Raw genomic sequence first — 13,376 nt, 5'->3', positions numbered from 1 at the left:
CAATAAATTCATCAAATTGCATCTTAATTTATTACATTTGGACAAGGTATGACACTTTACACACATATGAACGGATAATAAAACGCTGTCCCGCAAAATACAAGAGACAGCGTTTTGTTATCAAACTATCGGTTTAACAAGCTACCTACATAGCGTAGTAATTCATTTGCTGAAGAAGAATTATAACCATGCTCATCAATTAAACGCGCAACAACATCATTGATTTTCTTAAGCTGATTTTCGTCCGGCGTTTTCGTTGATGTTGTAATTTTCACTATATCTTTTAAATCAGCAAATAGTTTTTTCTGAATCGCTTCACGAAGACGTTCATGTGAATTATAATCAAAGCGTTTTCCTTTACGGGCATAAGCAGAAATGCGAATTAAAATCTCTTCACGGAACGCTTTCTTAGCATTTTCTGAAATTCCAATTTGCTCTTCAATTGAGCGCATTAATTTTTCATCTGGACTCATTTCTTCTCCTGTTAACGGATCACGTAATTTCGATTTATTGCAGTACGCCTCAACGTTATCTAAGTAATTATCCATAAGCGTCTTAGCTGATTCTTCATATGAATAAACAAACGCTTTTTGTACTTCTTTCTTCGCGATTTCATCGTATTCTTTTCTCGCTAATGAGATGAAGTTCATGTAACGTTCACGGTCTTCATTACTAATGGATGGATGCTGATCTAGCCCATCTTTTAAAGATCTAAGTACATCTAACGCGTTAATAGATGGTACCTCTTTTCGAATGATTGTAGACGAAATTCGGTTAATGACATAACGAGGATCAATACCCTTCATACCTTCATCTTGATATTCGCGTTGTAATTCTTCTACATCAATCGCATTATAACCTTCTACCGTTTCTCCATCATACAAACGCATCTTTTTAATTAAATCAATATCCGGACGCTTCGGATCTTTTAAACGAGTTAAAATAGTGAACATTGCTGCAACGCGAAGTGTGTGTGGTGCAATGTGAACATTCGATACATCACTTTCACGAATCATTTTTTCATAAATATGTTCTTCTTCACTTACTCGTAAATTATAAGGAACTGGCATTACAATAATTCTTGAGTGCAATGCTTCATTTTTCTTATTTGCTATAAATGAGCGATACTCTGTTTCATTCGTATGCGCTACAATTAATTCATCTGCTGAAATAAGCGCAAATCTTCCCGCTTTGAAATTCCCTTCTTGCGTAAGCGATAATAAGTGCCATAAAAACTTCTCATCGCATTTTAACATCTCTTGGAACTCCATCATTCCTCGGTTTGCCTTATTTAATTCTCCATCAAATCGATACGCACGCGGATCTGATTCTGAACCATATTCTGCAATCGTAGAAAAGTCCAGACTACCTGTTAAATCTGCAATATCCTGTGATTTTGGATCAGACGGGCTAAATGTACCAATCCCTGTACGGCGATCTTCAGAGAAGAAAATACGCTCTACAACTACATCCTCAATTCTTGATCCGTATTCTTGCTCTAAACGCATGACATTTAGTGGTGATAAATTCCCTTCAATTCTAACCCCATACTCATCAAAGAAATCATCTCGTAAATGATGTGGAATTAAATGCAGTGGATCCTCGTGCATTGGGCATCCTTTAATTGCAAAAATTGCTCCGCGATCTGTTCTTGAATATGTTTCTAATCCTCGTTTCAACATCGTAACTAACGTTGATTTCCCTCCACTAACAGGACCCATTAATAATAAAATTCTTTTTCTAACATCTAATCGTTTTGCAGATGGATGAAAATACTCCTCTACAAGGCGTTCTAGAGCATCCTCTAATCCAAAGAGCTGATTACTAAAGAAGTTATACTTTCTTCTACCATCAACTTCTTCAATTCCGGCATCTTTTATCATATTGTAAATGCGAGAGTGTGCTGTTTGAGCCACCCATGGTCTTTCTTTCACAAGCTCCAAATACTCCGCAAACGTACCTTCCCATTGTAAACGTTCTTCTGCTGCTCGATGCTGTTCAATCTTTTTTAGAATATCCATTATAGCTCCTCCCCCATCTCCTTGTTCAATCGGATTATTATAAAAGGTATGCTAGGATGTCCTTAAACATTCTTTAAATCAAAACGAAATATATAATAGCACGCTAAAATTCTCTCCAAAATTCAAAGAAAATTCTGTATAATATAGGTATTAACGTTTTTACACTGCTATTCATTATAAATAAATTCTTTTCTTCTAAGAACCTTACATACATTTTGGGTAATAAATAAAACTCGTGAACCGAAAAAAGTAAGGAGGATATTAGTATGAAATTATTATTAATTTTAGGTGTATCACTCACATTTCTTACAGCTATTTTTACATCCGGTTACAATGACAAACCAGGTACACATAAAAAATGATGTGCTTTTAGCACATCATTTTTTTATGCATTATTTATAATACATATTTTCCATATCATATTTGGATAGTGGTCGGCTATAATAATAACCTTGTACAAGCTTCACATTCTTTTCTTTCAAAAACTGTATTTGCTCCTTTTTTTCTACTCCCTCTGCAATTACATTCAATTCTAAAGTATGAGCTAAATGAATAATTGCAGCTGTAATATTCGTATCACGTTCATCTATATGTATACCTTCCATAAAAGAACGATCAATTTTTAAAGTATCAATTGGATATGTTTTTAAGTAACTTAAAGATGAATAGCCTGTTCCAAAATCATCTAAATGAATCTTTAAATTTTGTTCTTTTAATTGTAGTAACACCCTCTTCGATATATCTTTATGTATAAGAGCTCCTTCTGTAACCTCTATCGCTAATAAATGAGCTGGTACATTGTACTTATTTAAAGCCCGTGTAATCATCTCTATTAATGTAATAGAGCGAAAGTGTCTAGCTGAAATATTAACTGCAATTGGGACCACTTCATATCCTTTATTTAACCATTCGCGCAGTTGCTGACACACTTGATTTACTACCCATTCATCGAGCTTAATAATAAATCCTGTTCTTTCTGCCAACGGAATAAATTGGTTTGGAGAAACAAATCCTAATTCCTTATTCTCCCACCTTATTAAAGCTTCCATACTAGCTATTTTTTTCGTCTCAATATTAATTTGTGGCTGATAATATAAGAAAAATTCATTTTTTTCTATAGCACGATGTAACTGGTTTTCTATTATAAACCTTTGTTCACGCTCACAGTCTAATCCACTACAATAAAAATGATAATGTCCTTTTCCTTTGTCTTTTGCTTTTTCTAAGGCAGCATCGACTCTCTGAAATAGTATTTTTTCATCTTCTCCATCTGCTGGAGCCATTACAATTCCAATTGACGCACTTAAATATACATCTTCTTTCTCAATTACAAAATATTCACTAATATTTTTCAGTATGCTTTTTGCAACTTCCTCTACACATTCTTTCGTTATATTTTCTATCAACATAACAAATTGATCATCGTGTTCTCTAAATAAGTGCATACCTTCTATTTTTAGATTGCTTAAACATTCTGTCACTTTTTGTAATACTTTATCTCCCTCTTTATGACCAAATGTATCATTAATACGATGAAACTCATCTAAATCTATAAATACAAGCGCAAAATTTATACTCTCTTTTAAAAAAGTATTTAACTTATTTGTACATGAAATTCTATTCATTAATCCTGTTAACTGGTCATAGTAAGCTAAATATTCTGTTCGCATTTCGTTTAATACTTGCCTTGTAACATCTCTCGTAACAATATACACTCCAACAATTTCACCGTTCACAATAATCGGGATAGTTCTCAAAGAAATATATAGCTCGTACCCTTCTTTATGAACATATTTCTTTGAAACAATTTGTTTTGCTTTTCCTTGCATCGATCCCTTAAATATAATTTGAAAATCTTTTTCATATTCTTTATTAATAAATTCAAAAATAAATTTATTATTTAATTCCTCATACCGGTATCCAAATATTTCATACGTTGCCGGATTTGCATATGTAACTCTCCCTATAGAATCTATAGATATAATTGAGTCATTATTATATTCCAGTAACGACTTAAATAACATTTGTTTTTCCTCTATCTCTGTCTTCTCCTCAATTTGAGCTGTAATATCTCTTGTAATACAAATAACAAATTGACATATTCCTTCTTCATCGCAGACAGGATTAAGTGAAGATTCATAATGTATCTCACCTTTTGGTAATTTGACTACATCACAAAAAGTGTGTGCTTTCGCTTCTCTCACTACTTTTTCATATTGCCTTTGCAATATCCCCGCTATATCTTTTGGTAATACTTCTGCAAAAGTTTTTCCATAGCACTCTTCGCTTAACCTAGCATAATCCATTCCTATTTTATTCACATACATATATTTAAACGTTTCATCATCAATAACTTTCAATATAAATACTAAATCTTGAATAGCATGTAATAACCCTTGTCTAATTAAATCCATATCTATCATACTTAAAAAGGTATTTTGATTACTATATTCTTCCTTCATATTTATCTCAACCCGTCTTATCTATTTTTAATCATATATCCCATTCTATATGATTATGTCCTCTCTTTTAAACGTATGATTACATATTATTTTTATTTTATAAAAAAAAGTCGCCATATGGCGACTTTTAATAAACGATTTCTAAATCTAATCCAGGGTAATTTTGTTGACGGAATGCTTCATAAATTAAAATTGCTGCTGTATTAGATAAATTTAATGAACGTACTTTATCTGTCATTGGAATACGTAAACAATGATCAAAGTTTTCTTCGATTACATTAGCTGGTAAGCCGTTTGTTTCTCTTCCAAATACAAAATAGTAATCCTTCTCGCGCTTGCTATAGTCAAACGCTGTATGAGCTTTCTCGCCATACTTCGTTAAATAGAAGAATTCACCATCTTTATTTTTTTCATAAAATTCTTCAATTGAATCATAATACGTAATTTTCACGTGCTGCCAATAATCTAATCCGGCACGCTTTAACATTTTATCATCCGTTGAAAATCCAAGCGGTCTAATCAAATGTAATTCTGTTCCAGTTGCTGCACAAGTACGAGCAATATTCCCTGTATTTGCTGGAATTTCTGGCTGATATAAAACAACATGTACTCCCACGCGATATTCACCTCTGTTTTTTGTCTACTACGTATTATACCACTTGAGCGAAAAATCTCTACCCATTAATAATATGAAAGAATTTATATTTCATTTGTGGTGTATATTTACTAGAGTCTTCATAGTTCCAATAACGTCGACGGCTATTCGCTGAATGTGCATTTACAAGCGGCATACCATCTGCATCTTTTGCTACTACAATCGTCGTATGATTCCATCTTCCGTCATCCTCGAAATCATAAGCAATAACATCTCCAAGAATAAGTTCTTCTGGCCTCTCTACCGCCTCTGCTCGAAGTCCTGTTGTAGCACCTGACAAATACCAATAAAAAGAATGTGCAACAGCCCAGCTCCAACTCCACTGATTCTCCCTTTGCCACCATCCTTTACGAATATTAGGATATCCGTTCATAGGTACTTCTCCAGTATGAAGACATTGAGAAATGAAATTCGTGCAATTATCAGGGAAATTACGATACATAGGATTTCGGTCATCCCACCAACGCTCTGCATATTTCACTGCCTCTAAACGATTATATTGATAAGAACCGTACTTCTCTTTCGTAATTTCCCTTTCTAATGTCTCAACCATTCTAATTTCTTCTGACACTTCAATATCATAATCGCCTATAATCCGACTATTATTTAAACAAACTCTTCGTTTTAATTGTTCCTCTTCAATATAAAATAATTCTTTATGCTTAATTAAATATTTAAAATGTATTTGATAATCAATTTCTTGATGGTCATTACTATTTAATTGCCTAATGAAAGAAACATCCGCAGTTGCTTTCACTATATGTGCACTACGCCTTTGAAACAATTGTTTCTTTCTCTGTGCCATTTGTAGTAAATCCTCAGCAATACCATCCACTTCTGTTCGTTTCTCTGTGATATATGCTAAAAACTGTTGTACTTGCTTTTCAATATTCATTTTTACAGCCATTTCGTTTCCCTCCCATATTACAATATGAAAAAGGGAAATATTATCTACTCTTTTTTCTGTGCTAACAATTCAAGCCCGCGCTTCATTTCATGAAGTACTTCTTCATCTTTCTCACGTTCCATCGCTTTCTCAATCGCTTCGCCTACTCCATCTCCCCCAATTTTCCCAAGTGCCCATGCTGCCGTTCCGCGCAATACCGGTCTTGGGTCATCTTTCATAACACCAATTAAATCAGGAATTGCCGATGCTTCTTTAAAATGTGCTAATGCTAAAATCGCATTTCTTTGCAGTGGCTTTTTCCCTCTCCATGACCCTGACATAATCCCATATTTCTCTTTAAAATCACGATTACTAATTGTTAAAAGTGGCGTTAATAATGGTTTAACTAGCTCAGGATTCGGCTCCATCTCAGGATGATTATGAAAATCCATTCCTTTATTTTTCGGGCAAACAGTCTGACACGTATCACATCCATATATACGATTTCCTATTTTATCGCGATATTCTTCAGGTAGGAATCCTTTCGTCTGTGTTAAAAACGCAATACACTTCTTCGAATCTAACTGTCCCCCCTGTATTAAAGCACCTGTAGGACAAATATCGATACATTTCGTACAGCCCCCGCATTGATCTTCTATCGGCTTATCTGGCGGGAATGGAACATTTGTAATCATTTCCCCTAAGTATACGTACGAACCGAATTCAGGTGTAATAATAGCACAGTTTTTCCCACTCCAGCCAATGCCTGCACGCTCTGATACAGCTCGATCACTTAATTCACCTGTATCAACCATGGACTTCACTTCTATATCTGGAAGTTTTTCAATTAAATATGCTTCTAATTTTTGCAAACGATCTCGTAAAACAAGATGATAATCTTGTCCCCAAGAAGCACGGCAAAAAATTCCACGGCGTTCTCCACGCTTACTTAATGGTGCATTTTTTAATTTTGAAGGATATGCTAAAGCAATCGCAATAATTGATTTAGCACCCGGTAATAAAAGTTGCGGATTCGTTCTCTTCTCTATATCAGGCTCTTCAAATCCAGATTGATAATTTAATTGTTGTTGCTGGATTAAGCGCTGCTTTAATTCCTCAAAAGGAGAAGCACTCGCAAAGCCTATTTTATCTATGCCAATTGTTTTACTATACGCAATTACATCTTGCTTTAATTTTTCAAAATCCACTCTTAATCGCCTCCTCAGATGAATCCATCATCCCTTATGTAACGACTTTATTGGTTAGTAATTCACTTTTGGAATACTATTATTTACTTCTATTTTCGCATGTAATTATATTTTTCAAACATTAAAAAACGCAATGCCTCGTTTATCTCGGAAACGAAACACTGCGTTGATCACAATTTATAGAAAAACATTTAATAAAATTTGGAGCGGGTGAAGAGAATCGAACTCTCGACCAGAGCTTGGAAGGCTCTTGTTTTACCACTAAACTACACCCGCAAATATGAATTACATATAAGATATTAGAATAACTTATGTAAAGTAGTATAGCATGTTAAAAAAATAGAGGCAAGAATTTTATCGAAAAAAGTCGAAAAAGTGATGAGAGACCTCATCACTTTTTCAATTCTTTATCAATGGCCTTCTTCATACTATCGAAATCAGGGTTTGCAAGATTTCCGTTTACATATACTGAAGGAGCACCTTGAACTTTTAATTTTTGAGCACGATCTGAATCTTTACGTACTTTTTCTGTAATTTCTTTACTGTGTAAATCTTTCTTAAATTGTTCTACATCAACTTTTGGAAGTTTCTCTTTCACAATGCTAAGAAGCAAATCTTCTGTAATCCATTCTTCCGTATCTTTCTTTTGATTTTGATAAATCTCATCATAGAAAATCCAGAATGAATCTTTATCTTGTTTATAAATTGCTTCACCAGCTGCTGCACCTAAATCCGAGTCTTTTCCGATAAATGGGAAGTTAATAAAATATAACTGCACTTTGCCTTTATCAATATACTCTTCTTTTAATCGAGGTAATACTGTTACATCCCAAGTACGACAAGCAGGACATTTAAAGTCTCCAAATTCAACTACCTTAACTGGAGCATCATCTTTCCCTAAAGATTGTTGCGTAGAATAAGCAAACATCTCATTCCCTTTATCTTTTTTGTCATTTATGATGCTATACGCAATTGTTCCAATTACAATCAATACTGCGATAGAAAAAACTATACCAAGAGCCATGAGTTTATTTGATTTCATATACATTCCTCTTTAATTTCATATTCTGTATACAGCATTGTACACAATACACATAATATCAACACTTATATACGTCACGCAATGAACACGCTCACATAAATTACAAAAACACAATAATTGTGACGATATTGTGTCACAATTTGTCACAATTTATTCAAAAAAAGAAGCTCCTCTTTAGGAACTTCTCTTAACTTACTGCTTTTTTACGCGCACTATTTAACATCGACTGCTCTATTTTTATATCATGACGAATTACTAATTTCTCACTAACTGCTTGAACATACTCATCATGGCTTATATAGCCTTCTTTCTCCATTAGTCTCAAAACGACATTTCGTCTCTCTACTGCTTTATCATAATTTTGGGCAGGTGAGTAATAAGCAGGTGCTTTTACTACAGCAGCCATCATTGCACTTTCAGCCAACGTTAATTGGTTCACCTTTTTACCGAAGTAAAGGTTTGCTGCTTTTTCAATTCCCCATGCTCCTTCACCATAATAAATGTTACTTACATATAATTTTAAAATTTCATCCTTCGTAAATGTGCGTTCAATTTTTTTCGTATAAAAAATCTCTTTCCACTTACGAGAAAATGTACGCTCATTCGTTAAAAAAGCATTTTTAGATAGCTGCTGTGTAATCGTGCTTCCTCCTTGCACGACACCACCAGCCTTTATATTCTCAACAGAGGCCCTAATAATTGCTATATAATCTAAACCGTTATGATGATAAAATCTTTTATCTTCTGTCGCAATAAATGCATGTGTTAATGATTCTGGCACCTCTAAATTAGCCGGTACATGTAATTTACTAATGTCACTTTTCTCAATCATTACATTTCCAATGAATAATAACGTACAACTTAACAATAATAATAATATAATGGCTTTATAAAAAAGTTTAGTCAGTGGATTTAATGCAACTTTTTGATGATAGTTCACCCTAGATAATACTCGTTCTTTCATCTTGAACACCTCTTTTCCACACAGCATATAACTCTTACTTTAAGAATACATTGTTGTAAAAAAATATCCCATCGATTTCTCTTACACGTACCTTACATCATTGTAAGGTATAAAGTGAAACTTTAATCAGCCCTCACCAATCACGTTCCCGGCAAATAGCGGGGTAAAAAAGTATTGTATCACAGACCTTTTTTATCTACTATTCATCTGAAATATTGAATATAGATTATGTTAATGCACGAATAACCAATCACAGAGTAAGCTTTAAGGCTATTATATTTTCACTTTACACTTTAATTATATCATCTACAAATATATGTACTTTTGAGTATCTAGTAATCTTAATGTATATAACATATACATTATACAGAACAAACGTTCTATAAATCAATACTAACACTATTATTATTTTGACCTTTTTCTTAAACAGTATACAAAAAAGAGTAGTGATTTGAATGTATCTCAAATCAGCTACTCTTTTCTTTACAATCTTCCTATTAAATTATATGGCTGTACTTCCCACGTTTCATACGGAATACAATGTGTTGCTCTCATTGCATCAAGCGTTCTGGATTTCATATGAGGACGAGTTATATACTCATCTATGTTCTCTTCATTTAAATCAACAAATTTAGCCTCTTGTATTTCTTCAGGTTGAATTTTTATTTCGCCACTCACATATGCTACTTTAAAAACAACAGCTAGAATGTGCATAGAGGCATTATAATAAACCCCGGTAATTCCGATAGGCTTCACCGTTAACCCTGTTTCCTCTTTTATTTCCCTACAGACAGCTTGATCGAGTGCTTCTCCTTCTTCTACCTGTCCTCCTGGCATTTCCCACGTATCAGCTCGCCAGTGTACCTTTGTTAATAACACTTCATTTTTCTCATTTGTTAAATAACCTGCTACGGCAACTATATGCTTTGGTGTCTTATGTTCCATACTAAGCCTCCTAGAAATAATGGTTATTTCATATATCCCTATAAGCATATTCCCTATCTACACCAAAATACCTTTAATAATTCATCACCTTAATTAACTTCATAAAAAAAGCCCCTATTCGTTAAACGAACAGGGGCTTTCATCGTATTACTCTCCTAAGTCTACGTTGTGGTAAACTTGTTGTACATCTTCTAAATCTTCTAATGCATCAACCATTTTCTCAAATTGTACTTGAGCATCTTCAGGAAGTGTAACATCACTTTGTGCAAGCATTGTTAATTCTGCAACTGTAAATTCTTCAACACCAGCACCTTTAAGTGCAGATTGTACTGAATGGAATTGATCTGGTTCAGCATACACGATAACAGCATCTTCTTCTTCTAGAATGTCACGTGCATCTACATCTGCTTCCATTAAAATTTCAAGAACTTCATCTGATGTTTTACCTTCAAGGCCGATAACAGCTGTCGCATCAAACATGTAAGCTACAGAACCGTTTACACCCATGTTACCACTGTTTTTGCTAAATGCAGCTCGTACATCTGCTGCAGTACGGTTTACGTTATTTGTAAGTGTATCTACAATAACCATAGCTCCATTTGGTCCAAATCCTTCATAACGAAGCTCGTCATAATTTTCCTCTGAACCGCCTTTTGCTTTTTCAACTGCACGATCAATAATTGTTCTTGGTACATTGTATGTTTTCGCACGTTCTAATACGACTCTAAGCGCTTGGTTTGATTCTGGATCTGGCTCGCCTTGTTTTGCCGCCACATAAATTTCACGTCCAAATTTCGCGTATATACGGCTTGTATTTGCATCTTTTGATGCTTTTTTGTCTTTAATATTGTTCCATTTACGGCCCATACTTTCCACTCTCTTTCTCGTTTTAAATCTACATAAAAATATTAATATGAAATATAATGTGTGTTCAACACATTTTTAAAAGAAATATAAAAAGTTCATTTTTGATTCATATTACAGACATAATATAAATCACTATCATTTTGTTCTTTCGACAAGTTATATTATACATGAATTCCTAAGTTTATTACGAATTTTAGCATCACATAATATAATTTAACAAAAAAGACTCTAAGATTTCTATTAGAGTCTTTTTATATTGCTGATACTGATTTCCATAATATCCCTATAATTACTTTCTGCTGTTGTATAATAAAAATAGGAAAAAATTTAAAGAAAAGATGAAGGGAGAATTATGACACATTCAAATGAAAAAAATCACATGCTTTTAAAGGAATAGGAGAAAAGTTAAACCCAACTATCTATCAAGTAAGATTCATGAAATTAGATGAACCAATCCAATTTGAGGCGTTTCCTGAATTGAAGGAATTAGGGGACTGGTTAAGTACTTCAACGCAAATGTGGGCGTGCCACTCAACAATGTATAAGTACAACAGAGAAGAGTTTAAAAAGAAGTTTTTAGAAATTACAAACTTAACCGTTGATAATGTACTAATATCTACTGGTGGTGTCGGATTTAACTTCATGTCACCGGGTGGAGAAATTCTCTCTAAATACCGCAATTAAAAGGATAAAATTGAATGTTTGTTTTTATCCTTTTAATGTTTCGCAGTTTACTCACCGTACACTTTTTGTGCTTATTTTGTCATGTAATGAAAAGAAAACAAAAAAACTCTATACTAATTGTATAGAGTTTTTTTACGACGTTCATGATACCGATGGTCGGGGTCGAACCGACACTCCCGAAGGAACACGATTTTGAGTCGTGCGCGTCTGCCAATTCCGCCACATCGGCACAAAAGAAAAGGCGGCAACCGGATTTGAACCGGTGATAAAGGTTTTGCAGACCTCTGCCTTACCACTTGGCTATGCCGCCATATTAAATTTTATTGGAGCGGAAGACGGGATTCGAACCCGCGACCCCAACCTTGGCAAGGTTGTATTCTACCACTGAACTACTTCCGCAAAAATGGCTGGGCTAGCTGGATTCGAACCAGCGCATGACGGAGTCAAAGTCCGTTGCCTTACCGCTTGGCTATAGCCCATCGAATTCTTACTTAATTATATGTAAGTATCAATTAAATTATTTGTAATTTTTAAAATAAAAATGGGGCGACTGATGGGAATCGAACCCACGAATGCCGGAGCCACAATCCGGTGCGTTAACCACTTCGCCACAACCGCCATGTTGTGTAAATATATTTGGCAGGGGCAGTAGGAATCGAACCCACACTGGAGGTTTTGGAGACCTCAGTTCTACCTTTAAACTATGCCCCTATGTAAATGGTGGAGGGGGGCAGATTCGAACTGCCGAACCCGAAGGAGCGGATTTACAGTCCGCCGCGTTTAGCCACTTCGCTACCCCTCCGAAACTTACATGGTGCCGGCTAGAGGACTTGAACCCCCAACCTACTGATTACAAGTCAGTTGCTCTACCAATTGAGCTAAGCCGGCGTATTTTATTGAAATAAATGGTGGCTCGGGACGGAATCGAACCGCCGACACGAGGATTTTCAGTCCTCTGCTCTACCGACTGAGCTACCGAGCCTTATTAAAATGGCGGCCCGACCGGGGTCGAACCGGCGATCTCCTGCGTGACAGGCAGGCATGTTAACCACTACACCACGGGACCATTTGGTTGCGGGGACAGGATTTGAACCTGCGACCTTCGGGTTATGAGCCCGACGAGCTACCGTGCTGCTCCACCCCGCGATAATACTATTCATATAAAATTTATATGGTGGAGGATGACGGGATCGAACCGCCGACCCCCTGCTTGTAAGGCAGGTGCTCTCCCAGCTGAGCTAATCCTCCAAAGTGGTGACCCGTACGGGATTCGAACCCGTGTTACCGCCGTGAAAGGGCGGTGTCTTAACCACTTGACCAACGGGCCAAATATTATAAATCCTATGGCGGAGAGCAAGGGATTCGAACCCTTGATACGCTTGTGACGTATACACGATTTCCAATCGTGCTCCTTCGGCCAACTCGGACAGCTCTCCAATGGCTCCGCAGGTAGGAATCGAACCTACGACCGATCGGTTAACAGCCGATAGCTCTACCGCTGAGCTACTGCGGAATAATATTGCCTGGCAACGTCCTACTCTCACAGGGACAAGGTCCCAACTACCATCGGCGCTAGAGAGCTTAACTTCCGTGTTCGGTATGGGAACGGGTGTGACCTCTCTGCCATCATTACCAGACATTA

Annotated in this window: 9 protein-coding genes, 16 tRNA genes, 1 rRNA gene and 1 pseudogene; 1 reads left to right on the top strand and 26 read right to left on the bottom strand. The window is 35.7% G+C overall.

Annotated elements, in window-relative coordinates:
* Positions 1-125: 125 nt before the first annotated feature.
* The 10 genes from N2V79_RS02780 to N2V79_RS02735 all read right to left on the bottom strand — a co-directional run bounded on the left by N2V79_RS02780 (position 126) and on the right by N2V79_RS02735 (position 11,050).
* On the bottom strand, positions 126-2,021 hold the full coding sequence (locus N2V79_RS02780) for a PrkA family serine protein kinase (protein WP_000353273.1): 1,896 nt from the start codon (positions 2,019-2,021) through the stop codon (positions 126-128).
* A 392-nt stretch (positions 2,022-2,413) separates the two neighbouring features.
* Positions 2,414-4,483 (bottom strand): sensor domain-containing protein, encoded by a 2,070-nt coding sequence (locus N2V79_RS02775; RefSeq protein WP_016513613.1) that lies wholly within the window; start codon positions 4,481-4,483, stop codon positions 2,414-2,416.
* A gap of 127 nt (positions 4,484-4,610) precedes the next feature.
* Entirely contained in the window at positions 4,611-5,099 is a 489-nt protein-coding gene (gene trmL, locus N2V79_RS02770; RefSeq protein ID WP_000538147.1) for a tRNA (uridine(34)/cytosine(34)/5-carboxymethylaminomethyluridine(34)-2'-O)-methyltransferase TrmL, read from the bottom strand.
* Between the two features lie 58 nt (positions 5,100-5,157).
* The gene (locus N2V79_RS02765) at positions 5,158-6,045 is read right to left on the bottom strand and encodes an amidase domain-containing protein (RefSeq protein WP_088024624.1); all 888 of its coding nucleotides are present in this window, start codon (positions 6,043-6,045) and stop codon (positions 5,158-5,160) included.
* Between the two features lie 44 nt (positions 6,046-6,089).
* Positions 6,090-7,232, bottom strand: a complete 1,143-nt coding sequence (gene queG / locus N2V79_RS02760) for a tRNA epoxyqueuosine(34) reductase QueG (RefSeq protein ID WP_340719548.1) — start codon at positions 7,230-7,232, stop codon at positions 6,090-6,092.
* Positions 7,233-7,434: 202 nt separating this feature from the next.
* Positions 7,435-7,508 (bottom strand) — tRNA-Gly (locus N2V79_RS02755).
* Between the two features lie 115 nt (positions 7,509-7,623).
* Positions 7,624-8,274 carry a DsbA family protein gene (locus N2V79_RS02750; RefSeq protein WP_000841308.1) on the bottom strand — a complete coding sequence of 217 codons (651 nt, stop codon included), beginning with the start codon at positions 8,272-8,274 and terminating at the stop codon, positions 7,624-7,626.
* Between the two features lie 187 nt (positions 8,275-8,461).
* On the bottom strand, positions 8,462-9,238 hold the full coding sequence (locus N2V79_RS02745; protein ID WP_197241409.1) for a transglycosylase domain-containing protein: 777 nt from the start codon (positions 9,236-9,238) through the stop codon (positions 8,462-8,464).
* 483 nt (positions 9,239-9,721) lie between these two features.
* Positions 9,722-10,183, bottom strand: coding sequence for an NUDIX hydrolase (locus N2V79_RS02740; protein WP_000400463.1), 462 nt, complete (start codon positions 10,181-10,183; stop codon positions 9,722-9,724).
* Positions 10,184-10,330: 147 nt separating this feature from the next.
* Entirely contained in the window at positions 10,331-11,050 is a 720-nt protein-coding gene (locus N2V79_RS02735; RefSeq protein WP_000532949.1) for a YebC/PmpR family DNA-binding transcriptional regulator, read from the bottom strand.
* Between the two features lie 352 nt (positions 11,051-11,402).
* On the opposite strand from N2V79_RS02735, the pseudogene N2V79_RS02730 reads away from it, so the two are divergent.
* Positions 11,403-11,721, top strand: a pseudogene (locus N2V79_RS02730) (DUF3884 family protein).
* A gap of 160 nt (positions 11,722-11,881) precedes the next feature.
* On the opposite strand, the gene N2V79_RS02725 reads toward N2V79_RS02730, so the two are convergent.
* The 16 genes from N2V79_RS02725 to rrf all read right to left on the bottom strand — a co-directional run bounded on the left by N2V79_RS02725 (position 11,882) and on the right by rrf (position 13,371).
* Positions 11,882-11,963, bottom strand: a tRNA-Leu gene (locus N2V79_RS02725).
* 10 nt (positions 11,964-11,973) lie between these two features.
* A tRNA-Cys gene (locus N2V79_RS02720) sits at positions 11,974-12,044 on the bottom strand.
* Positions 12,045-12,058: 14 nt separating this feature from the next.
* Positions 12,059-12,133: transfer RNA gene (locus N2V79_RS02715), tRNA-Gly, on the bottom strand.
* Positions 12,134-12,138: 5 nt separating this feature from the next.
* Positions 12,139-12,213, bottom strand: a tRNA-Gln gene (locus tag N2V79_RS02710).
* Positions 12,214-12,276: 63 nt separating this feature from the next.
* Positions 12,277-12,352: transfer RNA gene (locus N2V79_RS02705), tRNA-His, on the bottom strand.
* A 19-nt stretch (positions 12,353-12,371) separates the two neighbouring features.
* A tRNA-Trp gene (locus N2V79_RS02700) sits at positions 12,372-12,445 on the bottom strand.
* A 7-nt stretch (positions 12,446-12,452) separates the two neighbouring features.
* Positions 12,453-12,536, bottom strand: a tRNA-Tyr gene (locus tag N2V79_RS02695).
* 10 nt (positions 12,537-12,546) lie between these two features.
* Positions 12,547-12,622 (bottom strand) — tRNA-Thr (locus N2V79_RS02690).
* A gap of 18 nt (positions 12,623-12,640) precedes the next feature.
* Positions 12,641-12,716: transfer RNA gene (locus N2V79_RS02685), tRNA-Phe, on the bottom strand.
* Between the two features lie 9 nt (positions 12,717-12,725).
* Positions 12,726-12,800: transfer RNA gene (locus N2V79_RS02680), tRNA-Asp, on the bottom strand.
* Positions 12,801-12,803: 3 nt separating this feature from the next.
* Positions 12,804-12,880: transfer RNA gene (locus tag N2V79_RS02675), tRNA-Met, on the bottom strand.
* Positions 12,881-12,906: 26 nt separating this feature from the next.
* Positions 12,907-12,982 (bottom strand) — tRNA-Val (locus N2V79_RS02670).
* Between the two features lie 4 nt (positions 12,983-12,986).
* A tRNA-Glu gene (locus N2V79_RS02665) sits at positions 12,987-13,061 on the bottom strand.
* A gap of 17 nt (positions 13,062-13,078) precedes the next feature.
* Positions 13,079-13,170 (bottom strand) — tRNA-Ser (locus N2V79_RS02660).
* A gap of 2 nt (positions 13,171-13,172) precedes the next feature.
* Positions 13,173-13,247, bottom strand: a tRNA-Asn gene (locus N2V79_RS02655).
* 8 nt (positions 13,248-13,255) lie between these two features.
* A 5S ribosomal RNA gene (gene rrf / locus N2V79_RS02650) occupies positions 13,256-13,371 on the bottom strand.
* Positions 13,372-13,376 lie beyond the last annotated feature (5 nt).

It is taken from the genome of Bacillus sp. CH_70 (assembly GCF_038007045.1).
In the GTDB taxonomy this organism is placed as follows: domain Bacteria; phylum Bacillota; class Bacilli; order Bacillales; family Bacillaceae_G; genus Bacillus_A; species Bacillus_A cereus.
Note: the sequence above shows the minus strand (reverse complement) of the source record. Positions and strands in the feature narration are given on the sequence as shown.

What these genes read in the sequence shown, in the direction of transcription:
- N2V79_RS02780 (WP_000353273.1), bottom strand. Translation starts at nt 2,021, where the DNA reads ATGGATATTCTAAAAAAGATTGAACAGCATCGAGCAGCAGAAGAACGT.
- N2V79_RS02775 (WP_016513613.1), bottom strand. Translation starts at nt 4,483, where the DNA reads ATGAAGGAAGAATATAGTAATCAAAATACCTTTTTAAGTATGATAGAT.
- N2V79_RS02765 (WP_088024624.1), bottom strand. Translation starts at nt 6,045, where the DNA reads ATGGCTGTAAAAATGAATATTGAAAAGCAAGTACAACAGTTTTTAGCA.
- N2V79_RS02750 (WP_000841308.1), bottom strand. Translation starts at nt 8,274, where the DNA reads ATGAAATCAAATAAACTCATGGCTCTTGGTATAGTTTTTTCTATCGCA.
- N2V79_RS02745 (WP_197241409.1), bottom strand. Translation starts at nt 9,238, where the DNA reads ATGAAAGAACGAGTATTATCTAGGGTGAACTATCATCAAAAAGTTGCA.
- N2V79_RS02740 (WP_000400463.1), bottom strand. Translation starts at nt 10,183, where the DNA reads ATGGAACATAAGACACCAAAGCATATAGTTGCCGTAGCAGGTTATTTA.
- N2V79_RS02735 (WP_000532949.1), bottom strand. Translation starts at nt 11,050, where the DNA reads ATGGGCCGTAAATGGAACAATATTAAAGACAAAAAAGCATCAAAAGAT.